Source organism: Altererythrobacter sp. KTW20L (genome assembly GCF_023501975.1).
In the GTDB taxonomy this organism is placed as follows: Bacteria; Pseudomonadota; Alphaproteobacteria; order Sphingomonadales; family Sphingomonadaceae; genus Alteraurantiacibacter.
Window position 1 is genome coordinate 138,852 of record NZ_JAMFLH010000002.1, and the last position, 22,262, is coordinate 161,113.

Annotated in this window: 22 protein-coding genes and 1 tRNA gene; 14 read left to right on the plus strand and 9 right to left on the minus strand. The window is 65.9% G+C overall.

The window, feature by feature from the left end; genetic code table 11:
• Positions 1–28: 28 nt before the first annotated feature.
• Together pgeF and pepN are read right to left on the minus strand one after the other, a co-directional pair.
• The gene (gene pgeF / locus M3P36_RS02215; protein ID WP_249699874.1) at positions 29–706 is read right to left on the minus strand and encodes a peptidoglycan editing factor PgeF; all 678 of its coding nucleotides are present in this window, start codon (positions 704–706) and stop codon (positions 29–31) included.
• Positions 699–3,353 carry an aminopeptidase N gene (gene pepN, locus M3P36_RS02220; protein ID WP_249699883.1) on the minus strand — a complete coding sequence of 885 codons (2,655 nt, stop codon included), beginning with the start codon at positions 3,351–3,353 and terminating at the stop codon, positions 699–701. The genes pgeF and pepN overlap by 8 nt, the downstream gene beginning before the upstream one ends.
• Before the next feature lie 54 nt (positions 3,354–3,407).
• Between pepN and M3P36_RS02225 the strand changes: the two genes are divergently transcribed.
• Positions 3,408–4,202, plus strand: coding sequence for a Rossmann-fold NAD(P)-binding domain-containing protein (locus M3P36_RS02225; protein ID WP_249699885.1), 795 nt, complete (start codon positions 3,408–3,410; stop codon positions 4,200–4,202).
• Here M3P36_RS02225 and M3P36_RS02230 read toward each other — a convergent pair.
• On the minus strand, positions 4,177–5,094 hold the full coding sequence (locus M3P36_RS02230; protein WP_249699887.1) for a DMT family transporter: 918 nt from the start codon (positions 5,092–5,094) through the stop codon (positions 4,177–4,179). The genes M3P36_RS02225 and M3P36_RS02230 overlap by 26 nt on opposite strands.
• On the minus strand, positions 5,091–6,098 hold the full coding sequence (locus tag M3P36_RS02235) for a threonine aldolase family protein (protein WP_249699903.1): 1,008 nt from the start codon (positions 6,096–6,098) through the stop codon (positions 5,091–5,093). The genes M3P36_RS02230 and M3P36_RS02235 overlap by 4 nt, the downstream gene beginning before the upstream one ends.
• A gap of 55 nt (positions 6,099–6,153) precedes the next feature.
• Between M3P36_RS02235 and M3P36_RS02240 the strand changes: the two genes are divergently transcribed.
• Together M3P36_RS02240 and M3P36_RS02245 are read left to right on the plus strand one after the other, a co-directional pair.
• Complete coding sequence (locus tag M3P36_RS02240) at positions 6,154–6,465, plus strand: GNAT family N-acetyltransferase (protein ID WP_249699905.1); 312 nt, start codon at positions 6,154–6,156, stop codon at positions 6,463–6,465.
• 126 nt (positions 6,466–6,591) lie between these two features.
• On the plus strand, positions 6,592–7,023 hold the full coding sequence (locus M3P36_RS02245) for a PRC-barrel domain-containing protein (protein WP_249699907.1): 432 nt from the start codon (positions 6,592–6,594) through the stop codon (positions 7,021–7,023).
• A 55-nt stretch (positions 7,024–7,078) separates the two neighbouring features.
• Here the strand turns inward: M3P36_RS02245 and M3P36_RS02250 are convergent, their stop codons facing one another.
• From M3P36_RS02250 to M3P36_RS02260, 3 genes are all read right to left on the minus strand, one after another.
• A complete protein-coding gene (locus tag M3P36_RS02250; RefSeq protein ID WP_249699924.1) occupies positions 7,079–8,614 on the minus strand; it encodes a PH domain-containing protein in 1,536 nt (511 codons plus the stop codon).
• A complete protein-coding gene (locus M3P36_RS02255) occupies positions 8,611–9,087 on the minus strand; it encodes a PH domain-containing protein (RefSeq protein ID WP_249699934.1) in 477 nt (158 codons plus the stop codon). Before M3P36_RS02255 ends, M3P36_RS02250 begins: the two co-directional genes overlap by 4 nt.
• A 174-nt stretch (positions 9,088–9,261) precedes the next feature.
• Positions 9,262–9,336: transfer RNA gene (locus M3P36_RS02260), tRNA-Thr, on the minus strand.
• A gap of 90 nt (positions 9,337–9,426) precedes the next feature.
• On the opposite strand from M3P36_RS02260, the gene M3P36_RS02265 reads away from it, so the two are divergent.
• The 9 genes from M3P36_RS02265 to M3P36_RS02305 all read left to right on the plus strand — a co-directional run bounded on the left by M3P36_RS02265 (position 9,427) and on the right by M3P36_RS02305 (position 17,378).
• Positions 9,427–9,585 (plus strand): hypothetical protein, encoded by a 159-nt coding sequence (locus M3P36_RS02265; RefSeq protein WP_249699936.1) that lies wholly within the window; start codon positions 9,427–9,429, stop codon positions 9,583–9,585.
• Between the two features lie 31 nt (positions 9,586–9,616).
• Positions 9,617–10,303 carry a 2,3-diphosphoglycerate-dependent phosphoglycerate mutase gene (gene gpmA, locus M3P36_RS02270; RefSeq protein ID WP_249699946.1) on the plus strand — a complete coding sequence of 229 codons (687 nt, stop codon included), beginning with the start codon at positions 9,617–9,619 and terminating at the stop codon, positions 10,301–10,303.
• A 5-nt stretch (positions 10,304–10,308) separates the two neighbouring features.
• Positions 10,309–10,794 (plus strand): 5-(carboxyamino)imidazole ribonucleotide mutase, encoded by a 486-nt coding sequence (gene purE / locus M3P36_RS02275; RefSeq protein WP_249699955.1) that lies wholly within the window; start codon positions 10,309–10,311, stop codon positions 10,792–10,794.
• A gap of 21 nt (positions 10,795–10,815) precedes the next feature.
• Positions 10,816–11,880 carry a 5-(carboxyamino)imidazole ribonucleotide synthase gene (locus tag M3P36_RS02280; protein ID WP_249699958.1) on the plus strand — a complete coding sequence of 355 codons (1,065 nt, stop codon included), beginning with the start codon at positions 10,816–10,818 and terminating at the stop codon, positions 11,878–11,880.
• Positions 11,881–11,883: 3 nt separating this feature from the next.
• The gene (locus M3P36_RS02285) at positions 11,884–12,372 is read left to right on the plus strand and encodes a dihydrofolate reductase (RefSeq protein WP_249699960.1); all 489 of its coding nucleotides are present in this window, start codon (positions 11,884–11,886) and stop codon (positions 12,370–12,372) included.
• A gap of 23 nt (positions 12,373–12,395) precedes the next feature.
• Positions 12,396–13,316: a bifunctional riboflavin kinase/FAD synthetase gene (locus M3P36_RS02290; RefSeq protein WP_249700616.1), complete on the plus strand. Its 921-nt coding sequence runs from the start codon at positions 12,396–12,398 to the stop codon at positions 13,314–13,316.
• Positions 13,317–13,529: 213 nt separating this feature from the next.
• On the plus strand, positions 13,530–16,427 hold the full coding sequence (gene ileS, locus M3P36_RS02295; RefSeq protein ID WP_249699969.1) for an isoleucine--tRNA ligase: 2,898 nt from the start codon (positions 13,530–13,532) through the stop codon (positions 16,425–16,427).
• Complete coding sequence (lspA, locus tag M3P36_RS02300; RefSeq protein ID WP_249699978.1) at positions 16,424–16,987, plus strand: signal peptidase II; 564 nt, start codon at positions 16,424–16,426, stop codon at positions 16,985–16,987. The genes ileS and lspA overlap by 4 nt, the downstream gene beginning before the upstream one ends.
• Positions 16,980–17,378, plus strand: a complete 399-nt coding sequence (locus M3P36_RS02305) for a DUF3035 domain-containing protein (RefSeq protein WP_249699981.1) — start codon at positions 16,980–16,982, stop codon at positions 17,376–17,378. The genes lspA and M3P36_RS02305 overlap by 8 nt, the downstream gene beginning before the upstream one ends.
• Before the next feature lie 353 nt (positions 17,379–17,731).
• Here M3P36_RS02305 and M3P36_RS02310 read toward each other — a convergent pair whose 3' ends face one another.
• Positions 17,732–19,024, minus strand: coding sequence for a hemolysin family protein (locus M3P36_RS02310; protein WP_249699983.1), 1,293 nt, complete (start codon positions 19,022–19,024; stop codon positions 17,732–17,734).
• A gap of 182 nt (positions 19,025–19,206) precedes the next feature.
• Between M3P36_RS02310 and M3P36_RS02315 the strand changes: the two genes are divergently transcribed.
• Positions 19,207–19,890 (plus strand): YiaD family glycine zipper/OmpA-like lipoprotein, encoded by a 684-nt coding sequence (locus M3P36_RS02315; protein WP_249699984.1) that lies wholly within the window; start codon positions 19,207–19,209, stop codon positions 19,888–19,890.
• A 138-nt stretch (positions 19,891–20,028) separates the two neighbouring features.
• On the opposite strand, the gene M3P36_RS02320 is transcribed toward M3P36_RS02315, so the two are convergent.
• Complete coding sequence (locus M3P36_RS02320) at positions 20,029–20,826, minus strand: 3'(2'),5'-bisphosphate nucleotidase CysQ (protein ID WP_249699986.1); 798 nt, start codon at positions 20,824–20,826, stop codon at positions 20,029–20,031.
• Between the two features lie 98 nt (positions 20,827–20,924).
• On the opposite strand from M3P36_RS02320, the gene sucC reads away from it, so the two are divergent.
• The gene (gene sucC / locus M3P36_RS02325; RefSeq protein ID WP_249699996.1) at positions 20,925–22,124 is read left to right on the plus strand and encodes an ADP-forming succinate--CoA ligase subunit beta; all 1,200 of its coding nucleotides are present in this window, start codon (positions 20,925–20,927) and stop codon (positions 22,122–22,124) included.
• Positions 22,125–22,262 lie beyond the last annotated feature (138 nt).

Here is a 22,262-nt window from a genome sequence, read left to right on the forward strand (position 1 = left end):
GGTTTTCCGCCGCCATTCTGCAGCGATTCTAAAGCGCGATGAGCGAAAACTGGCGGCCATAGGTCGGCTCGCCGCGATGGGTGGCGCGGCGATAGGAATGGAAGCGCGCCTTATCGGCATAGGTATCGAGCGCCGTCTCCTCTATCCGGCCAATCCCTGCCGCCATCAGTCGCTGCACGACATAAGCCGGCAGGTCGAACTGCGCATGGCCCGCCCGGGCGGGTGCGAACAGGGCGGCATTGGCCGGATCGTCGGCCAGCAGGCGCTCTTGGAAAGCGTCATCGACTTCATAGCTCGCTGCCGCAATCGTGGGACCGACAGCCGCCGCGATTCTGCCGCGCCTTGCGCCAAGTCCCTCCATCGCCGCCACGGTCGCCTCGATCACTCCGCCGAAGGCTCCGCGCCAGCCGGCATGGGCCGCGCCGATCACGCCCGCTTCGGTGTCGGCCAGCAGGACAGGCGCGCAATCCGCCGTGCGGATGCCTAGAACCAGGCCGGGCGTGGCCGTGACCAGTGCATCCACTTCGGGCGGCTCGCCCGCAAAGGGTGCGGCAACGACCAGCGCCCGCGCCGAATGGACCTGTCTGGCGAAGACCGGCGCCCCCGCAGCTACGAGATGAAAGCTCTCCGCACCGCTCTGCGCCGCATCGAGGAAGCCGTGGGCGACGCCGCCGAGCACGCTCGCGCGGATTACTTCCTCAGCCAAGCGAGCGCGCCACTTGTTCGTGCGTATCGCGCGACAGCCTGTCGGCCCCGGCGATCCGTTCCAGCTCGGCCCGCATCAGCCCGGCCCGGCCCGGCTCGATCCGCTTCCAGCGGCCCAGCGGCGGCACGAAGCGCGCGGCGGTCTGCGGATTGAGCGGATCGAGCTCGAGGATCAGGTCGGCGATCATCCGGTAGCCTTCGCCATCCGCCGCATGGAATGCCGCCGGGTTGACGGCAAAAGCCATGTAGAGCGCGCGCACGCGGTTGGGGTTCTTCAGGGTAAACTGCGGGTGCTGCGCCAGCGCCTTCACATGGTCCAGCGCATGGGGATGGAGCGATCCTGCCTGGAGCGAGAACCACTTGTCGATCACCAGCGGGTTGGCCTTGTAGCGGTTGTAGAAGTCGAGCAGCGCATGGGTGCGTTCAGGGCTGTCGAGCCCCGCCAGCACCATCAGTGCACCTTGCCGGTCGGTCATGTTGTCGGCAGCGCGGTATTGCGCGGCGGCCATCTCGGCGGCGAGCTGCGGGTTGCCTTCTGCGAGGTAGATCAGGGCCTGGGTCTTGACCTTGCGCGCGCCCCGCGCCTCTGCGGACAGGCTGTAGGGCACGGCGCTGGCCCCTTGGTGGAGTGCCACGAACTCGCTCTCCAGCGCTTGCGCCAGCGCGGCGCGCAGCTCCTGGCGCTCGGCATGGATCGCACCGGGATCGGCCACCAGCATCTGTTCGGCCAGATAGGCCTGGCTCGGCAGGATCAGCAGTTCGCCGCGCATCAGGTCATCCAGCGCAGGATCGGCCAGCACTGCCCCGAGCGCTTTGGCAATGGCCCTGCCCCCGGCTTCGCGCGCCTCTGCCGACAGAGTGCCCGCCACGGCATCCTTCAGGTGGGTGACGACCAGCTCCTGCATCGCCTCGTACCGGGCGAAGGGATCGTCATCCTGCGCCGCGAGGAACACCAGATCGTCGGCTGTCACCTGGCTGTCGATGCTGACCGGCGCGGTGAAGCCGCGGTTGATCGACAGGACCGGCGGCCGGGCATATCCACGAAAGCTGAAGCTATCTTGAGCCTTGTCGAGCACCAGCAGATGCTCGCCCTGGTGCGTGGCCGTTTCGCGGTCGAACAGGGCGACCTTGAGCGGGATCGGCACCGGCTGCTTGTCGGGCTGGCCGGGGGTCGGCGGGACCACCTGCGACAGGTGCAGCGTGGCCGTGTCGCCCTGGTGCTCCACGCGGACCGTGACGCGCGGCGTACCGGCCTGCGAATACCACAGGCGGAACTGCGTCAGGTCCAGCCCCGCGCCATCCTCGATCGCCTTGATGAAGTCCTCGCAAGTCGCCGCCTCGCCGTCGTGGCGCTCGAAATAGAGATCGCAGCCTTTGCGGAAAGCTTCCGGCCCCGCCATCACCCGCATCATGCGGATCACCTCGGCACCCTTGTTGTAAACGGTGGAGGTGTAGAAGTTGGAGATCTCGCGGTAGGCATCGGGCCGGATCGGGTGGGCCAGCGGGCCGGAATCCTCGGGGAACTGCACCCCGCGCAATACCCGCACATCCTCGATCCGCTTGACCGGCGCGCTGCCCATGTCCTGGCTGAACAACTGGTCGCGCAGGACGGTAAAGCCTTCCTTCAAGGAGAGCTGGAACCAGTCGCGGCAGGTCACGCGGTTGCCCGACCAGTTGTGGAAGTATTCGTGCGCGATCACGCCTTCCACCCCGTCGAAATCGCCATCGGTGGCGGTTTCCGGATCGGCCAGGACATAGCGTGTGTTGAACACGTTGAGGCCCTTGTTTTCCATCGCCCCCATGTTGAAATCGGAAACGGCGACAATGTTGAACAGGTCGAGATCGTATTCGCGGCCGAACACCTCCTCGTCCCACTTCATCGAAGCCTTGAGCGATTCCATCGCGTGGCCGGTGCGATCCTCGTCGCCCGCCCGGACATAGATGCCGAGTTCCACCTCGCGGCCGCTGCAAGTCATAAAGCTGTCCTTGCGCACCACCAGGTCGCCCGCGACCAGGGCGAACAGGTAGGCCGGCTTGGGCCAGGGGTCGTGCCATTCGGCCCAGTGGGTGCCGCCCGCGCCTTCGCCCTGCGCCGTGCAATTGCCATTCGACAGCAGGACGGGGAACATCGCCTTGTCGCCGCTCATCCTGACTCGATAGGTGGACAGGACATCGGGCCGGTCGGGGAAGAAGGCGATGCGGCGGAAACCCTCGGCCTCGCACTGGGTGCAAAGCATGCCGTTCGAGGCATAGAGGCCCATCAGCTGTGTATTGGCCGAAGGATCGATGCGGGTCGCCACTTCGACCCTGTGCCTGTCGCCCGGCAGGGTGATGACCAGATCGTCACCGTCCATCGTCCACGAATTGACTTCCTCGCCATCCACCTTGACCGACAACGGGACGAGGCCATCGCCGTTGAGGTGGAGGACATGGGTCGGCTCGGCGGCGGGATTGCGTTCTACCTCCAGCGTGGCGACCACTTCCGTCCGCTCCACCCCAAGCGCGAAGTCGAGCGAGACCTGCGGCACCAGCCAGCCGAATGGGCGGTAATCCTCGCGCCGTATCTCGACCGGCGAAGTCACTTCGTGGGCGGCGTCGGCCATTTCGGGGTTGCCATCGGGCGTCGAGGGGGTGCGCGCTATATCCATGGGGTTCGATTTAGGTCCTTTCGCGCCCGCGTCCAGTGACTAGAAGGCAGGAGCATGGAACATTTGCTGATCTTCGGCCTCGGCTACACGGCTTCGCACATCGCAGCGCGCCTGCGCGATCTTGGCTGGACGGTCGAGGCGACGGGCAGCGCGGGGACTGTCGCGTTCGACGATGCAGCGGCAGTTTCGGCAGCGCTTGTCCGGGCAAGCCATGTGCTCTCCAGCGTGCCGCCCGCCGATGGCGCGGACCCGGTGCTGGCGCGATATGGGGCCGGGATCGCCGGAAAGCACCTCGCCTACCTGTCCTCGACCGGGGTCTATGGCGACACACAGGGGGCCTGGGTCGATGAAAGCGCGCCCATCGGGGGCGGACGGCGCAGCGCGCGGGCAGAGGCCGATGCGGCCTGGCTGAACCTTGGCGCACAGGTATTCCGCCTGCCGGGCATCTATGGTCCGGGCCGCTCCGCGTTCGATCGGGTGAGCAGCGGCAAGGCCCACCGGATCGACCTTCCCGGTCAGGTGTTCAGCCGGGTCCATGTGGACGATATCGCCAGCGGGGTTGTCGCGGCCCTCACCCGCAATGCGCCCGCCGGGGCCTACAACCTCGCCGATGACCTGCCGTGCAGCCAGAATGCGGTGATCGAACATGCCTGCCGCCTGATGGGCTTGGCCCCGCCTCCGATACAGTCGCTGGACGAAGCGGGACTGTCTGCCATGGCGCGGGGGTTTTATCTGGAAAACCGGCGTGTGGCGAACGGCAAGGCCAAGCGCCTGCTGGGCTGGGTGCCGCAATATCCGACCTACCGCGAAGGGCTGGCGGCCATTATGCCTGCACCTGCCGCGCCCTGAGCGCCACCACCAGCCCTGCCGTCGCCAGCACGGCACCCGCCACGGCCACCGGGGTCCACTTGTAGCCTTCCAGCAAGGTGGAGATAACCATCGCCACCACAACCACCAGCACGCCATTATAGGCAGCCCGCCCTGCTCCCAACTGGCGCACCAGCTTGTAGTAGAGCGGGAATGTCACCACCGATCCGGCCAGGGCCAGCCATGCCGTGCCCAGCCAGTAGGCCGCATCGCGCGGGATCACCGGCGGACCGTCGATGCCCCAGGCCAGCGCCACGTCCACCACGGTGCCATAGAGCATGGCCCAGGCCAGCAGCGTGACCAGGTGCACGTCCTTGCCTGCAGGCCCCGCCTGGATCACGTTGGCGATGGAGGCCGCCAGCATGGCCACCAGCGCCAGCCCCGCGCCCAGCGCGACATTGCCCGCCAGCGGCGCGGCTTGCCCTTCGTTCACCAGCAGCAGGGCGATCCCGGCAATGGCAATGGCGCTGCCCAGCACAAAGCGCGGGGTGATCGGCTGGCCCAGCATGATCCGCCCGAGCACCGCATTGGGCACCAGCATCAGCCCGATCAGCAGGGCAACGATGCCCGAGGTCAGGTGCAGTTCGGCCAGATAGACAAAGGTATAGTTGCCGCAGAACTGGAACAGCCCCATCGCCAGGGCCAGCCGGTGCGCCCGCCCCGGCATGGTGAGCGGCAGCCGCATCACCATGGCCAGCACGAACATTCCCGGCGTCGCCAGGGCAAAGCGCCAGGCGACCGACCAGTGGGCCGAGGTATCGCCGATCTGCCCGGTGATGACGAACCAGGTCGATCCCCAGATCAGCGCGACCAGCAGGAACGGCAAGGCGATGTGCGGCCGCAGCAGGGCATGCGGCGGAGGAGACTCGCTCATATAGCGGCGATGGCGCGGGCCAGCGCCAGCGCGTCTTCCTGCCGCGTATCCCACGAACAGACGAACCGCGCCGTGCCATCGTCCCAGTCGTAGAAGGCGAAACCCTGTCCGCGCAGCGTCGCCCGTTCGGCAGGGGTCAGGCGCACGAAGAGCTCGTTCGATTGCGGGGCGAACAGCAGGCGCCCGCCCGCCCCGCCGGCAATCTCTGCAGCGGCGGCATTGGCCTGTCCCGCCAGCTCCAGCCACAGGCCATGTTCGACCAGCGCCAGGATCTGCGCCGCCACGAACCGCCCCTTGGAATGGAGGTGCCCGGCGCGCTTCCTGCGCCACCGGGCAAGGTCGGCCTTGCCCTCGTCGAAGAATAGCAGCGCTTCGGCGTCCATCGCGCCGTTCTTGGTGCAGCCGAAGCTCAGCGCATCGACCGGCCCCGCCGCCTCTGCCGCGCTGCACCCCAGCCACGCCGCCGCATTGGCAAACCGCGCACCGTCCATATGCAGGCCAAGGCCGTGCGCCCGCGCCAATGCGCCGATGGCGACGAGTTCGTCCGGCGCATAGGCGAGGCCATATTCGCTCGCCTGGGTGATGGACACGGCATGGGCCTGGACCTGGTGGATCCCGCGGGTGATTCCCGCCAGCACGGCCTCGATCCCGCCCACATCCAGCTTGGCCCCCGAGCCATCGGCCAGCAGCAGCTTGGCGCCGTGAAGGTAGAACCCCGGAGCTCCGCACTCGTCGCTCTCGATATGCGATTCGCGGTGGCACACCACACCGCCGTGCGGTTCGACCATGGTGGCCAGCGCCAGGCAGTTGGCAGCTGTCCCGGTGCTGGCCCAGATCACCGCGCAAGGCCTGCCGAACAGATCGCTGAACACCACGTCAAGCCGCTTGCTCAGGGCATCGCCATCATAGGGCAGGTCCGGCCCGTCGGCATCGCGCATCGCCTGCCACACCCGGGGGTGGACGCGCGCCGCATTGTCGGAGAGGAACTGCCGGGAAGAAGCCATGCGGAACGCCATGCCGCCAGTGGCCGTTCCTGACAAGTAAGGAGGCCTTTAGCCCATGTCCGATCCAGCAAATCCGCCAATCACCCGCGAAACGACCGAACACGGCGGCGTCTATTACGCCAAAGTGGCCGGAGCCTCGCGCCAAGCCGAACTCACTTGGCAGGACCGAGGCGGCGTGCGGCTGGTCGATCATACATTCGTCCCGCCCGAAGCCCGCGGGCAGGGTCTGGCGCTCAAGCTGGTCCAGGCGATCGTGGCCGATGCGCGCAGCGAAGACTTCAGGATCGCGCCGGTCTGCCCTTATGTCGTGACCGCATTCGGCAGGAACCCGGACTGGGCCGACGTGCGGGCAGACATCCCGCGCTAGACTCGCGCCGGGGCGTGGCTTCGGCGGGGCGAACAACGGAACGCCGTCATGGTCCACCCGTTGGTTGGTTATGAGGCCGCAACGCAGCGACGTATGCGGCCAGCAACACCAACAGGAGACGCAACCATGGCCCAGGCCTTTGACCAGCAGAACCGCTACAGCGATGACGAACTCACCCGCCGCCGCGATTTCGACCGCTCGCGCCCGCTCGACCGCGACGAGAGCACCAATCTCATCAGCTCCGACAAGGTTGATGGCACCACTGTCTATGCCACCGATGGCGAGAAGATCGGCCACATCAGCTACCTGATGATCGGCAAGCGTTCGGGCCGCGTGGAATATGCGGTGATGAGCTTCGGCGGCTTCTTGGGGATCGGCGAAAGCTATCACCCGCTGCCGTGGGACGTGCTCGACTACGACACGTCGAAGGGCGGCTATGTCGTAAACATCGACAAGGACCGCCTGAAAGACGCGCCCCGCTATGAACAGAGCAGCCAGCCGAGTTGGGACCGTCAGTATGGCGAGAATGTCTACAGCTACTACGGCTTCATGTACTGATTGCCGCATCAAGAGAGGACAAAGGGCCTCGGCGCAAGCCGGGGCCCTTTTCGTGTCAGCGCGGAAGGGCGGAGAAATCCACGCTGGCGATTGAAGTGAGCACAGCTTCGCGCATGGCTTCCGCTTCTTCCAGCAGCAGGCCCTCGAATGCCAAGGCGCCGCCCGCCAGCCCGAACCGCAGGTCCGCATAGCCGCGCCAGCGCCCCAGCGGGCCTTGCGCAATCTCGACCGAATGGAGCTTGATCCGGCTCGCCGCGACCAGCCTGGGTGACAGCCAGCCGCGCCGCGAAAGGATTTGCCGCCTGTCGACCGCGTGGCGCTCGAAGCGCCAGAGGAAATGTTGCCGCAAGGCAAGCAGCACGGCGAGAACCCAGACCAGCGGCGCGGCCCAGGCAACCTGCTCGATAAACAGCAGCACGATCCCCACCATAACCAGCGGCAAGGCAGTAAACAGCGCCCGGTCAAAGCGATAGGCCCGGCTTGGCCGGTGCCAGTCCACGCTGTCATCCGGCAGTGTAAACCCGGCTACCTCGACAATCGGCGCGATTTCGGACTCCTGTGCAAAGGGCGCGACATCGTGGTTGGCCGATCCGGCATCCTGCGCCAGGCTGACGAAGGACAGCCCCCGCCAGCCCCACAGCCGCCGCACGAACCCGGTGGACACGATGATCGCCTGCACGCGGGCGGCGGGCATCACCACGTCGGTTTTCGTCAGCAGCCCACGGCGGCGGCGGAACCCGCGCGAGGTCAGGTCGAGCCGGAACTGCCAGTCGCGCAGCACGGTGCGCGCCACGCCTGTCACCAGCCCCAGCACGACCAGGCTGGCCAGCGCGATCAACACGCCCACCAACTGCGCCGCCATGCCCAGCCCGGTCAACCAGGCCTCCCACCCGGTGCCGGACAGGCGGCCTTCCCACTGGTCCACGTCCCACAGATCGAACGGCAGGAGGAATTCCAGCTGCTGCGTTGCGCCCGCCAGAACGGCAAAGACGATCAGCGAGAATTCGAACAGGCCGAACAACAGCAGCCTGCCCGGACCCATGGCGAACAGCAGGCGGCCTTCGGCCTCCGGCTGGGCCTCCGATTCGCTGGCAGCGGCGGCCACAGGCGCAAGCGTGCGCTGTTCACGCACCACGTCGCGCAGGCGCTCGCCTTCATCCATCGACACATAGGCGAGCTTCAATTCGTCCTTGCCGCCCGCGCCGGTCTCGAACCGCACTTCGACCAGCCCCAACAGGCGCGGCAGCAGGCCCTGTTCAAGGCTGACATCCTGGATCCGTTCATAGGGGACCGAGCGGGCCGAGCGGCTGATGAGACCCTGCTCCACCCGGATATCCTCCGGCCCCACCAAATAGCGTAGCCGCCGCCAAGACAGCCACGCGCCCAGCGTGACCAGCACCAGCACGGCAGCGGCGATAACGCCCACCACCAGCACCGTATTGTCGAGCGAGCGGGCGCCAAACAGCGCGGCAACCGCGGGCAGGACCGCCTGCCGCATGCCCTGTACCGCGCTGACAAGGATCGCCAGCGGGTTGACCCGCTGCCAGCCCTGCGCGACCTCCTGCTCCAGTATTGTCTCGGGGACGGTCACCCGATCTCGCGCTTTACATGTTGGCGGATCGCCTCGCGCATTTCGACGGCGCGGGCATGGGCAAGGCCGGGCAGCACGACCGAGGCATTGTGCGTTCCTGCCGTATGCAGCACCAGCCGGGCAATGCCGAACGCGCGTTCGAGCGGGCCCTGCTCTACATCCAGGTGCTGCACCCGCCCGAACGGCACCACCGTATCACGCCGGAACAACAGCCCGCGCACCACGCGCAACCGGTCCTCGCCCATGTCATATCCCCGCGCATGGTAACGCCGCAGCGGCACCATCAGCGCCAGGACCAGCGCGACCAGCACGACCGGCACGAGGAAGGCGCCTGCAAACAACCTGCCCGAAACCTCCCCCACCAGCGCGGCGATCACGAAAGGCAACGCCATCAGCAGCGCTTGCACGCGCATAACCGTGACATAGGCCGGATCGAGCGGGGTCAGCCCCTCGTCATGTAGTGATCTGCTCATGGGTGCCCTATTGGCACAATACACCAAGCTTGCACAAGTCGGACTCGGGCGAACGGACCCGCAGGGTCCGCAAGGCCGAACGGCCGCCCGCAGCGCAGGGAGGCGAAGTCGACCGGTAGCGAGGAAAGCCAAGGCGGCGGATGCCGCCGCCGGCGCCTGAGGCGCCTGGCGAAATGGTGCTGCTGGGGAGGATTGAACTCCCGACCTCACCCTTACCAAGGGTGCGCTCTACCACTGAGCTACAGCAGCCTTTTTCGACAGGCGCGCGCTATTGTCTTAGGGGCCTTGAAAGTCAAGCCAAGCTTGAGTGGACCCAAGAAAATCGCCAAGGATGCCGCCATGGCGGGACAAGACAGCAAGATGACGCGCGAGGAACGGCTGGCCGCGCAACTGCGCGAGAACTTGAGGCGGCGCAAGGCCCAGGCCAGGGCCCAGTCACGCGCCCAGGCTTCGGCCAAACCCGCCGCGCCCCTTCACAACGACGAATCGAGCGGCTAACGGCTGCGCTCCCCGTTATAAGGAGCGCGACGTGACCAGCCTTATCCTTGTCCGCCACGGCCAGAGCCAGTGGAACCTGGAAAACCGCTTCACCGGCTGGTGGGACGTGGACCTGACCGACAAGGGCGTGGCCGAGGCGATCGCTGCAGGCGAACTGCTGGTGGCCAAGAACCTGCTGCCCACCCTCGCCTTCACCTCGCTGCAGAAACGCGCGATCAAGACGCTGCACCTGGCGCTGGAGGCCTGCGAGCGGCTGTGGATCCCCGAAATCAAGGACTGGCGGCTGAACGAGCGGCACTATGGCGGGCTGACCGGGCTCGACAAGGCCGAGACCGCGGCCAAGCATGGCGAGGACCAGGTGAAAGTCTGGCGCCGCAGCTTCGATGTCCCGCCGCCGCCGATGGATGCGGGCGGGCCGTTCGACCTCGCCGCCGATGCGCGTTACGCCGGGATCGCCATTCCCGATACCGAAAGCCTGAAACTGACCATCGAGCGCGTGCTGCCCTATTGGGAAGGCACGATCCTGCCGCAACTGGAGAAGGGCGAAACGGTGATCGTGGCGGCCCACGGCAACAGCCTGCGCGCACTGGTCAAGCACCTGTCGCAAATCTCGGATGAGGACATCACCGGCCTCGAGATTCCCACCGGGCAACCGATCGTCTATGACTTCGACGACAAGATGCAGCCGGGTGAGCGGCATTACCTGAAGGATCGGTAGAGGATATGGCCCCGCAAGTCGCAATCATCATGGGCAGCCAGTCCGACTGGCCGACCATGAAGCGTGCCGCCGACGTGCTCGACCAGCTCGGCATTGCCCACGATGACCGGATCGTTTCGGCCCACCGCACCCCTGACCGGCTGCACGCGTTCGGCAAGGGCGCGGCGGATGAAGGCTTCAAGGTGATCATCGCAGGCGCGGGCGGCGCGGCGCACCTGCCGGGCATGGTGGCGGCGCTCACCCACCTGCCGGTGCTGGGCGTGCCGGTGCAGTCGAAAGCCCTGAGCGGGCAGGACAGCCTGCTGTCGATCGTGCAGATGCCCGCCGGAATCCCGGTCGGCACCCTGGCCATCGGCGAGGCAGGCGCGACCAATGCCGCCATCCTCGCAGCATCAATCCTGGCGCTATCGGACGAGGCACTGGCCGCCCGGCTGAAGGCTTTCCGCGCGGCGCAGACTGATGCCGTGGCCGAAAAGCCCGCCAAGCAGTAAGTGCCCGAGGCCCATGAACCCATGACACTCCCCTCGTTACCGCCGGGCGCAACCATCGGCATCCTTGGCGGTGGACAGCTTGGCCGGATGATCGCCATGGCGGCGGCGCAGCTCGGCTATCGCTGCCACATCTATGCGCCGGAAAAGGACAGCGTGGCAGCCGACGTGGCGGCGAAGTTCACCTGCGCATCGTGGCATGACCGCGAGGCGATGCAGGCTTTCGCGCAAGACTGCGCGGCGGTGACCTATGAATTCGAGAACGTGCCGGTGGCACCGCTGTCGGTCTTCTCCGGCGGCCAGCTGGCCCCCGGTGTGGCCGCGCTGGAAGTGGCGCAGGACCGTTTCCGCGAGAAGCGCTTTGTCGAACAACTGGGCGGCAAGCCCGCGCCCTATGCCGCGATCGACCACGATTCCGAAGTGGCCGACGCCGTGCACAAGGTCGGCGCGCCCGGCATCATGAAGACCCGGCGCGACGGCTATGACGGCAAGGGCCAGTGGCGCATCGCCAGCGAAGGCGATGCTGCCGGACTGCGCGTGCCCGAAAGCGGCCTGGTCTATGAAGGGCTGGTCCATTTCGAGGCCGAATTCTCGGTCATCCTGGTGCGCAGCCGCACTGGCGAGGTGCGGTTCTGGGAATCTCCCCATAACACCCATGTCGGCGGTATCCTGTCGCGCAGCGAACTGCCTGCTCCGGCCATGGTGACGGGCCAGGTGGACGAGGCGCGCGCACTGGCAAGGCAGGTGGCCGATGCGCTGGACTATGTCGGCGTGATGACCTGCGAATTCTTCGCCACCACCGGCGGCCCGGTGTTCAACGAAATGGCCCCCCGGGTGCATAATTCGGGCCACTGGACCATCGAGGGCGCGATAACCAGCCAGTTTGAGAACCACGTGCGCGCCGTGGCAGGCCTGCCGCTGGGCGATACGGCGAGCCTGGCCAAGCGCGTGACGATGGACAACCTGATCGGGGCCGAAGCTTTCGACCTGCCGCGCCACCTCTCTGATCCTGCCGCCCACCTCCACCTTTATGGCAAGGCCGAGGCGCGCGATGGGCGCAAGATGGGCCACATTACGAGGGTTGGATAAACAATGACGCGTGAGGTCAACTTCGTCGTCGCCCGAGCCACCAACGGCTGCATCGCGGCCAATGACGATGTGCCGTGGAAAATCCGCGCCGACCTGCAGCGCTTCAAGCGCCTGACGATGGGAATGCCCATGGTCATGGGCCGCAAGACCTTCGACAGCCTGCCCGGCCTTCTGCCCGGCCGCCGCCACATCGTGCTCACCCGCTCGACCACCTGGCAGGCCGAGGGGGCGGAAGTGGCCAACACCATCGAGCAGGCGCTGGTCCTTGTGGGAGACGGCGATTACTCGGTGATCGGCGGCGCGGAGATCTTCGCCCTGCTGGAGCCTTACGCCACCCGGTGGGACATTACCGAGGTCCATGAGGATACCGTCGGCGACGTCTTCATGCCCGCGCCCGATCCCGCGCAATGGGTGGAAACCGGCCGCGACCCCCAGCCCGCCGCCGATGGCTGGCCCGCCTATGATTTCGTCACCTACGAGCGGGTGCGGTGACGCAAGCTACGCTCGGCGGAGCGATGCTCGACCACCGCCAGCCGGTCCCCGAAGAGCTTCGAGGCGCGATTGTCGCCTTGGGCAATTTCGATGGCTTCCATCTCGGCCACCAGGCCGTGGTGGCGGAAGCGGTCGACTGGGCGAGGGCCGAAGGTCGCCCGGCGATTGTCGCCACCTTCGATCCACACCCGGTGCGCCACTTTGCCCCGCATGTTCCGCCCTTCCGCCTGACCACACTTGACCAGCGGCACGAGCTGTTCCGCGAGGCAGGCGCAGCGGCCATGCTGGTGTTCCATTTCGATGAGGCGCTGGCATCGACGGAGGCGCGCGCCTTTGTAGCGGACCTCCTCGCCGGACACGTGGGCGCGGCAGGCGTGGTGACGGGGGAGGACTTCACCTTCGGCAAGGCGCGCGGCGGCAATGTACAGGTATTGCGCGATGTCGGCGCGACTTGCGGGATCACCACCCGGCAGGTGGGGCCGGTCAAGATCGACGAACAGGTGGTCTCCTCCAGCCGCATTCGCGATGCGCTGAAGGCAGGTGACTGCGCCCTGGCCGAGCGCCTGCTTACCCGACCCTTTGCCATCCGCGGCGAGGTGATCCACGGCGACAAGCGCGGCCGCACCATCGGCTATCCCACGGCCAACATGGACATGGGTACATATCTGCGCCCGCGCTTCGGCATCTATGCCGTCAGCGGCCGGGTGCTGGCGACCGGACAGCCGCTGAAGGGCGCGGCGAACCTCGGCGTGCGGCCCACCTTCGATCCGCCCAAGGAACTGCTGGAGCCCTATTTCTTCGACTTTTCAGGTGATCTCTACGGGCAGGAGATCGAAGTCGAACTGCGCCACTTCCTGCGGCCCGAGGCAAAGTTCGACGGGCTGGAGCCGCTGATGGCGCAGATGGAACGGGACTGCGCCGAGGCGCGGGCATTGCTGGGCTGAGTTATAGTGGTCTCACACCAAGACCACTAAGGCACTAAGGTGCCGCGCTGCGCCGCAGGCCCGGTTCGCCATTCCCGCCATTCGAATTTGAAGGGCTTCGCCCGTGGCCGTCCTCTCTTGGTGTCTTAGTGACCTAATGTGAGGCCCCCTTCCCCCTTGCCACTACGCGAACAAATTGCGCCCCGCGCGCCATCCGGCTAAGGCCCGCGCGACATGACTGAACCGCGCGATTATCGAGACACCGTCTTCCTGCCGAAGACCGATTTCCCCATGAAGGCCGGCCTTCCTGCCAAGGAGCCGGGGATTCTCGCGCGCTGGCAGGACGAGCAGGTCTATGCCCGCCTCCGCCAGAGCCGCGAGGGCCGCGAGAAATTCGTGCTCCACGATGGCCCGCCCTATGCCAATGGCGACATCCACATCGGCCACGCGCTCAACAAGGTGCTGAAGGATGCGGTCGTCCGCACCCAGACCCTGCTGGGCAAGGACGCGCCCTATATCCCCGGCTGGGATTGCCACGGCCTGCCGATCGAGTGGAAGGTGGAAGAAGCCTACCGCAAGAAGAAGCTCAACAAGGACGAGGTTCCGGCGGAGGAATTCCGCGCCGAATGCCGCGCCTATGCCGCGCATTGGGTGGAAGTGCAGAAGGCGCAGTTCCAGCGTCTGGGCATCACCGGCGACTGGGCCCGCCCCTACCTGACCATGGCGCCCGAGGCCGAGGCGCTGATCGTGGCCGAACTGCTCAAGTTTGCCGAAACCGGCCAGCTCTATCGCGGCGCCAAGCCGGTGATGTGGTCCCCCGTTGAGAAGACCGCGCTGGCCGAAGCCGAGGTTGAATACGAGGACATCACCTCGACCCAGATCGACGTGGCGTTCGAGATTGTGGAATCGCCAATTGAAGCGCTCAAAGGCGCCTATGCGGTGATCTGGACGACGACGCCGTGGACGATCCCGGTGAACCAGGCTTTGGCTTATGGGCCTGATGTTGAGTACGTTCTCGTCAATTGCGGCGGCGATGCAGCAATGTATCTCGTCGCGCGCGAGCTCGCTGATAGCTTTATCGCGCGCACGTCGAAGGAGATTCCGGGCGACTATTTCTACCGCAGCGAGAAAGAAGCCCTCATCAAAGGCGCCGACCTCGCCGGCACCATCGCCCGTCACCCGATGCACCACCTCGGCGGGTTCTTTGCCGCGCCGCGTCCGCTTCTCCCCGGTGATTTCGTCACCACCGAGAGCGGCACCGGCCTCGTCCACATGGCGCCCGATCATGGCGAGGACGATTTCGACCTGTGCAAGGCGCACGGCATCAATCCGGTGTTCTCCGTGCAGGGCGATGGCAAGTATCGCGAGGACTGGCTGTGGCTGGGCGGCCAGGGATCGGTCATCAATCCCAAGTTCAACGCCCCCGATGGGCCGATCTGTTCGGACTTGCGCGAGGCGGGCGCACTGCTGGCCGCATCCACAGACTATCAACACTCTTATCCACACAGCTGGCGCAGCAAGGCCAAGGTGATCTTCCGCTGCACGCCGCAGTGGTTCGTGCCGATGGACAGGCCGGTCGCGCCGTTCGACTATCCGGTGGCTGACCTTGGCGGGATCGGTGCTGCCATTGCGCTGGGCGTGCAGGCGGATCACACCGCGACTTTGCGCGAAACCGCGATGAAGGCCATCGGCGACACCGCGTTCTATCCCGACAAGGGCCGTAACCGCATCGGCTCCATGGTGGAAGGACGCCCCGACTGGGTGCTCAGCCGCCAGCGCGCCTGGGGCGTGCCGATCACGCTGTTCGTGGACCGCAAGACCGGCGAATACCTGGTCGATCCGCTGGTCAACCAGCGGATCGTGGCTGCGATCCGCGAAAAGGGCGTCGATGGCTGGTCCGACGAGGCCGCACCCGCGCTGCTCGGCCCGGATTACAACCCGGACGACTACGAACGCATCGTCGATATCCTCGACGTGTGGTTCGATTCAGGCTCCACCCATGCCTTCGTGCTGGAAAGCGGCACCTGGCCGGAACTGCAATCACCTGCCGACCTCTATCTGGAGGGTTCCGACCAGCATCGCGGCTGGTTCCAGTCCTCGCTGCTCGAATCCTGCGCCACCCGTGGCCGCGCGCCCTACAAGGCGGTGCTGACCCACGGTTTCACGATGGACGCCAAGGGCATGAAGATGTCCAAGAGCCTCGGCAACACCATCAGCCCGTTGACGGTGATGGAGGAATACGGCGCGGACATCATCCGGCTGTGGGCGCTCAGCGTCGATTACACCGCCGACCACCGCATCGGGCCGGAAATCCTCAAAGGCGTGGCCGACCAGTACCGCAAGCTGCGCAACACCTTCCGCTACCTGCTCGGCGCGCTGGATGGCTACACCGATGCCGAAGCGGTTGCGGTCGAGGAAATGCCCGAGCTGGAACGCTATATGCTGGCGCTGCTGGGTGATCTGGACACGCGGATGAAGGCGGCGGTCGAGGCCTACGACTTCAACACCTACACCCGCGCTCTGGTCGATTTCTGCAACGAGGATTTGAGCGCCTTCTTCTTCGATATCCGCAAGGATGCGCTCTACTGCGACCATCCGGAAGACCTGCGCCGACGGGCCTATCGCACCACGCTCGACACCATGTTCCAGGCGCTGATCCGCTATGCCGCCCCGGTGCTGGTGTTCACGGCCGAGGAAGTGTGGCGCACCCGCTATCCCGACGGCGAGTCTGTGCATTTGCTGGAGTGGCCGGTGGTGCCGGTTGCCGAGAGCGACACCGCGCGCTGGTCCGCTATCAGGAGCTTGCGGGACCAGGTCTCCGAAGCGATTGAGCCGTTGCGGCGCGACAAGGTTGTCCGGTCGAGCCTTGAAGCAGAGGTCGCGATCTCGGACATGGAAAGCCTGCTTCGCGAGTATCGCGACTTGAGCGAAGACTTCCTCGCCGAACTGTTCATCTCCGGTCCGGTCACCTTCGTGCCTTCCACCGAGGCTCCGGCGATCACCCGCACCACCCACCACAAATGCGGTCGCTGCTGGCGGCACCTGCCGGAAGTGACCGAGGACGGTGCCTTGTGCGAACGGTGCGACGATGTCGTTACCCGGCTCGATGCCGAAGCGGGCGCGCCGGCATGATCGGCCGCATGACCGCCCTGTTCACCCGTGCCCGCCTCATCGGCCTGACCGCCGCGCTGGTCATTTTCGCTGCCGACCAGTGGTTGAAGAACTATGTGGTCGAGGTGCTGGGCCTGCGCCGGATCGGCGATCACTATCCGCTGCTGCCGTTCTTCGACCTGACCCGCACCAACAATTATGGCGTCTCGCTCGGCATGTTCCAGGCGACCTCCATGGAAATGCGCTGGGGGCTTGTGCTGCTGACGGCGGGAATCGCGGCGGGCGTGTTCGTGTGGATCATGCGCGAGACGCAGAAATGGGACATTGCCGGGCTCAGCCTGATCCTGGGCGGGGCGCTGGGCAATATCGTCGATCGCTACAGCCTGGGCTTTGTGATCGACTATGCCGACTTCCATATCGGCAGCGTTCGCCCCTTCATGATCTTCAACCTGGCCGATGCCGCGATCACCGTGGGCGTGGTGATTCTGTTATACCGTGCCTTGTTCATCGGCGAGAAACACGCCACAGAGCAGGACGAACCCACAGCGGACACCACCCGCGGAGAGAACCAAGATGCGTAATGTTACCCGGATCACCCTTGCACTCGGCGCCTCCGCCATGCTGTCGGCCTGCGGCGGCGGGCTGATCGCAGCGCGTGACCGGCCGGATGAATTCGCCGTGCAGCGCCAGGCGCCGCTGGTGATCCCGCCCGATTTCTCGCTCGCCCCGCCCGCCCCCGGCGCCCCGCGCCCGGCGGAAGGCACTGCCGCGCAGCAGGCACTGGAAGCCCTGTTCCCCGCCGCCACGCGCAGCGCGGTGGAAACCAGCGCGCTCGACCGTGCAGGCACGCCCGAAGCAGCCATCCGCTCCACCGTGGGCGATCCGTCCACCTATACGGTGAACAAGGGCGTCACCACCCGCACCATCATCGCCGCACCCGAGGGTGACGGCCAGGCGGCGCGGGCTATCTAGTCTTTCGAAGGCGCATCCGCGCCTTCGTCCTCGGCGCTGATCCCTTCGGCTTCGCCTGCGGGGCACCTGCGGGCGGCCGCTTGGCCTTTGGTTCGCTGCGCGAACATCCAACGCATCTTTGAGAGGCTAGTTCGGGCCGCAGGCTCGCAAGGCCGAACGGCCGCCCGCAGCGAAGGGAGGCGAAGCCGACCGGCAGCGAGGATAGCCAAGGGGCCGGATGGACCCGCCGGCGCTTGAGGCGAATCAAGATTCCCGCCCGAAGGGTGGTGGAGGGGGCTGGCGCAACGCCGGACTTACCCCTCCGTCAGCGCTGCGCGCTGCCACCTCCCCATCGCTACGCGACAGGGAGGAACCTAAATCCGCACAACCAACAATTTGTCTATCCGTCGCCCGTCCATATCGACCACTTCGATCCGCCAGCCCTGCTCCTCGAAGTATTCGCCCACCACCGGCAGCTTTTTCAGCTGGAACAGCACAAAACCTGCCGCCGTGGCGAATTCGCGGTGTTCGGGCAGGTCGAGGCCCAGCCTGTTTGCCAGCATTTCGGCAGGCATGGTGCCCGACACCAGCAGCGATCCGTCCTCGCGCTCAACCACCATCGGCTCGTCATCGTCATCCTGGTGGCTGGCGAAGGTTCCGGCCATTGCCGACAGGAGATCGGCCGTGGTCACCACGCCGTCGAGGTGGCCGTATTCATCGTGCACCATGGCCATGCGGGTATCGGAATGCTGTAGCACGCGCAGCGCGTCCATCGCATCGAGCTGGTCGGGCACCACTTCCGCCTTGTAGAGAAGATCGCCCAGCACGATTGGCTGGCCCGCCACCTGCAGGGCCAGGATCTCGCGCACCTTGACCACGCCCAGCACCCGGTCTGGCGAGCCATCGCCTACAGGCAGCAGCGAATGGGGGCTTTCGGCCACCATCGAGAGGATCTCCTCCTCGCCGCCGGTCGCATCGATCCAGTCGAGTTCGGTCCTTGGCGTCATTAGTTCACGCACCGGCCGGTCGGCCAGCTTCATGATGCCCGACAGGATCGCCCGCTCCTGCTCCTCGATCACGCCGCTGCGGGTGGCATCGGCCAGGATCATCTGCAATTCCTCGCCGGTCAGCCCGTGCTCGCCCTTGTTGCGCACGCCCAGCAGGCGCAGGATCAGGGCCGACGAAGTGTCCAGCAGCCAGACGAACGGCGCGGTCACGCGGGCCAGCAACGCCATCGGTAATGCCATGACCTGGGCGATCGGCACGGCGGCGCGCAAGGCCAGTTGCTTGGGCACCAGTTCGCCCACCACCAGGCTGAGGAAGGTGGTGAGCACAATCACCAGCGCAAAGCCCGCATTGTCCGCCAGGTCTGCCGGGAAACCCAGCCATGCCAGCCGCTCGCCCACCGGCCCGCCCAGCGTGGCGCCCGAGACGGCGCCCGAAATCACCCCGATCAGGGTAATGCCGATCTGCACGGTGGAGAGGAACTTGCCGGGCTCTGAGGCGAGCTTGAGGGCGATGGCCGCGCTCTTGCTGCCGCCTTGGGCCTTGACCCGCAACTGCGCCGGCCGGGCCGAGACAATCGCCAGTTCCGACATGGCGAATACGCCGTTGAGCAGGATGAGCCCGACAAGGGCGGCGAAGTAATGCCAGGGAAAGGCTGTCATGGGAGACTTGTGGCTAGCAGATTTGGCGGCCAAGTCTAAGACTTATGGTTCCGGCCTAAGGCAGGGGGAGAGGCCGAGTGGAACCATGCAGACGACCGGCCGTTTCTCCCTCACACGATTTCAGGCCATCACATGTTAATGTGACCGGACCTAGCCAAGCCGGATAACAAGAGGAGCAGTCCATGACAAAATCCCGTTTTCTCGTTTCGAGTGTCGCAGCACTTTCAATGGTCGCACTGGTCGGCTGCGTCACCGATCCCAACACCGGTGAACGCACCGTATCGCGCACCGCCATTGGCGGTGTGGGCGGTGCCGGCCTTGGCTATCTGCTGGGCAGCGTGATTGGCGGCGGAAAGACCACCCGCATCATCGGCGCCGGTATCGGCGCGGCCGCTGGCGGCTATGTCGGCTACCGGATGGACGAACAGATCCGCGAGCTCGACGAAGTCACCGCCGGAACCGGCGTGGACGTGACCGAGACGCCCGATGGCAGCGGCATCCTGGTCAACCTACCCGATGTGACCTTCGCGGTCGATTCGGCCACGGTCAGCCCGGCCATGCGTGCCGTGCTCGACAACGTGGCGCAGTCCATGATCACCTATCCCAATTCGCTGGTCGACGTAATGGGCCACACCGATTCGACTGGCAGCGCGACCTACAACCTCGACCTGTCGCGCCGCCGTGCCGAATCGGTTGCCAACTACCTGGTGTCACGCGGAGTCAGCCGCGCGCGGATCGAGACCATCGGCTATGGCGAAGAGTATCCGGTGGCGGACAACACCACGGCAGCTGGCCGCTCGGTCAACCGCCGCGTGGAGATCCGCATCACGCCGGTGACCGAAGCCGACGTTCGCGCAGCATATTGAGTTTCGCTGGCCCATCCGGGCCAGCGTCCTCGGTGCTGTTCCCTTCGGGGCACCTGCGGGCGGGCTTTGCCCTTTGGGGCCTGCAGCCCAAGCGAATGGAAGCTGGAATTGGAAAGGGCGGCCCGCTGGTCGCCCTTTTCATTTGAGCGCGGGGATTTCTACCGAATATTTCTCCGCTCGTCCGGCCAGCCGCTCCACCGCCGCGCCGTGAATGGCGGGAGCGCTTACCAGCAGGCCGAAGGCGCGCGGGTCGCGCTTGTTGTAGGCCAGTGCCTGGCCGAAGGCGTCCGATACCCGGGCCCCTGCCTCGCGCGCGATCAGGGTGGCGGCGGCGACATCCCATTCGAAGCCCCAGCGCAGCGTTGCCAGCAGGTCCGCCCGGTCATCGGCCACCATGGCGATCCTGAGCGCGATGGAATTGGGCTTGTCGACCAGCACCAGGTCCGCATCCTCGCGCATCAGCGAATCGGCCGGAACGCGCGACCCGGGGAAGTCGCGGCGCTTGCTCGCGCCGATATCCACCCCGTTGAGCCGCGCCCCCGTGCCCGCCGTGGCGGCCCAGACCTCGCCACGCGCCGGAGCCACCAGCAGTCCGAGCAATGGCCGCCCCGCGCTCACCAGCGCGACCGAGACCGCCCAACCTGTCCGTCCGCGCAGGAAATCGCGCGTCCCGTCGATCGGATCGACCACCCAGATGAGGTCGCGCTCCAAACGGGACGGGTCGTCGGCGGTTTCCTCGGATAGCCACCCGGCCGAGGGCAGCAATTTGCCCAGCTCCTGCTTCAGGAAGCCATCCACCTCGATATCGGCGGCGCAGACCGGGCTGTCGCCGCCCTTGTCCCAGCTTTCGACCGCATGGCCCGCGCCGGGCCACTGGCCGATGGCGATGGCTCCCGCCTCCACGCAAATGTCCCTCAGGCGAAAACGGTCTATCATCGCTGGCAGAATTGGTATGGGCTCGAACGCATTGCAAGCGCCGCGCGATGGTGCTTTAGCAGTTGCAGCATTCTCATCCGAAAAAAGGCCTCCCGCGCATGAATATCCACGAATACCAGGGCAAGGAACTGCTGGCGAAGTTCGGCATCGGCATTCCGGCAGGCGTTGCGGCGCTGACCGTGGACGAAGCGGTCGCGGCGGCCAAGAGCCTGCCCGGCCCGCTCTATGTGGTGAAGGCGCAGATCCATGCCGGCGGACGCGGCAAGGGCAAGTTCAAGGAACTCGCCCCCGATGCCAAGGGCGGCGTGCGGCTGGCCAAGTCGGTCGAGGAAGTCGAGGCCAATGCGGTCGAGATGCTGGGGAACACGCTGGTCACCATCCAGACCGGCGATGCCGGCAAGCAGGTCAACCGCCTCTATGTGACCGATGGCGTTGATATCGCCTCGGAATATTACCTGTCGATGCTGGTCGATCGGGCCACCGGGCGAGTCGCCATGATCGTTTCGACCGAAGGCGGCATGGATATAGAGACCGTGGCGCACGATACGCCCGAGCTGATCACCACCATCACCATCGATCCGGCCACCGGATTCATGCCGCACCACGGCCGCGCCGTGGCCTTTGCGCTGAAGCTGACGGGCGACCTCAACAAGCAGGCGCAGAAGCTGGCAAAGCAGCTCTACACCGCCTTCACCACGCTCGATTGCGACATGCTGGAAATCAACCCGCTCGTCGAAACCGTCGATGGCAACCTCCTGGTGCTCGACACCAAGATGAGCTTCGATTCCAACGCGCTCTACCGCCACAAGGATGTCGAAGCCCTGCGCGACGAGACCGAGGAAGACCCGATGGAGGTCGAAGCCTCCAAGTATGACCTGGCCTATATCAAGCTGGATGGCGACATCGGCTGCATGGTCAACGGCGCGGGCCTGGCCATGGCGACGATGGATATCATCAAGCTCAATGGCTCGTTCCCGGCCAACTTCCTCGATGTGGGCGGCGGCGCCAACAAGGAGAAGGTGACCGCGGCCTTCAAGATCATCCTCAGCGATCCCGCCGTAAAGGGTATCCTGGTCAACATCTTTGGCGGCATCATGCGGTGTGACACCATTGCCGAAGGCATCGTGGCCGCCGCACGCGAGGTGGACCTTTCGGTGCCGCTGGTGGTCCGGCTGGAAGGTACCAACGTGGACCTTGGCAAGGACATCCTCAACAAGTCCGGCCTGCCGATCGTGGCGGCGGACGACCTGGGCGATGCTGCCCGCAAGATTGTGGCCGAGGTCAAGCAGGCCGCCTGATTCGCTCGCCATTCCCTCACTTGGGCCCGTTCGCCTTGCAATAGTCAGGCGGACGGGCCAGAGGGACCTATCGACGCATTCCATGCAGTAGGCCTCGTCGGCTGAGAGACCACCCGTGCTCCCGCTTACCAACGGGAG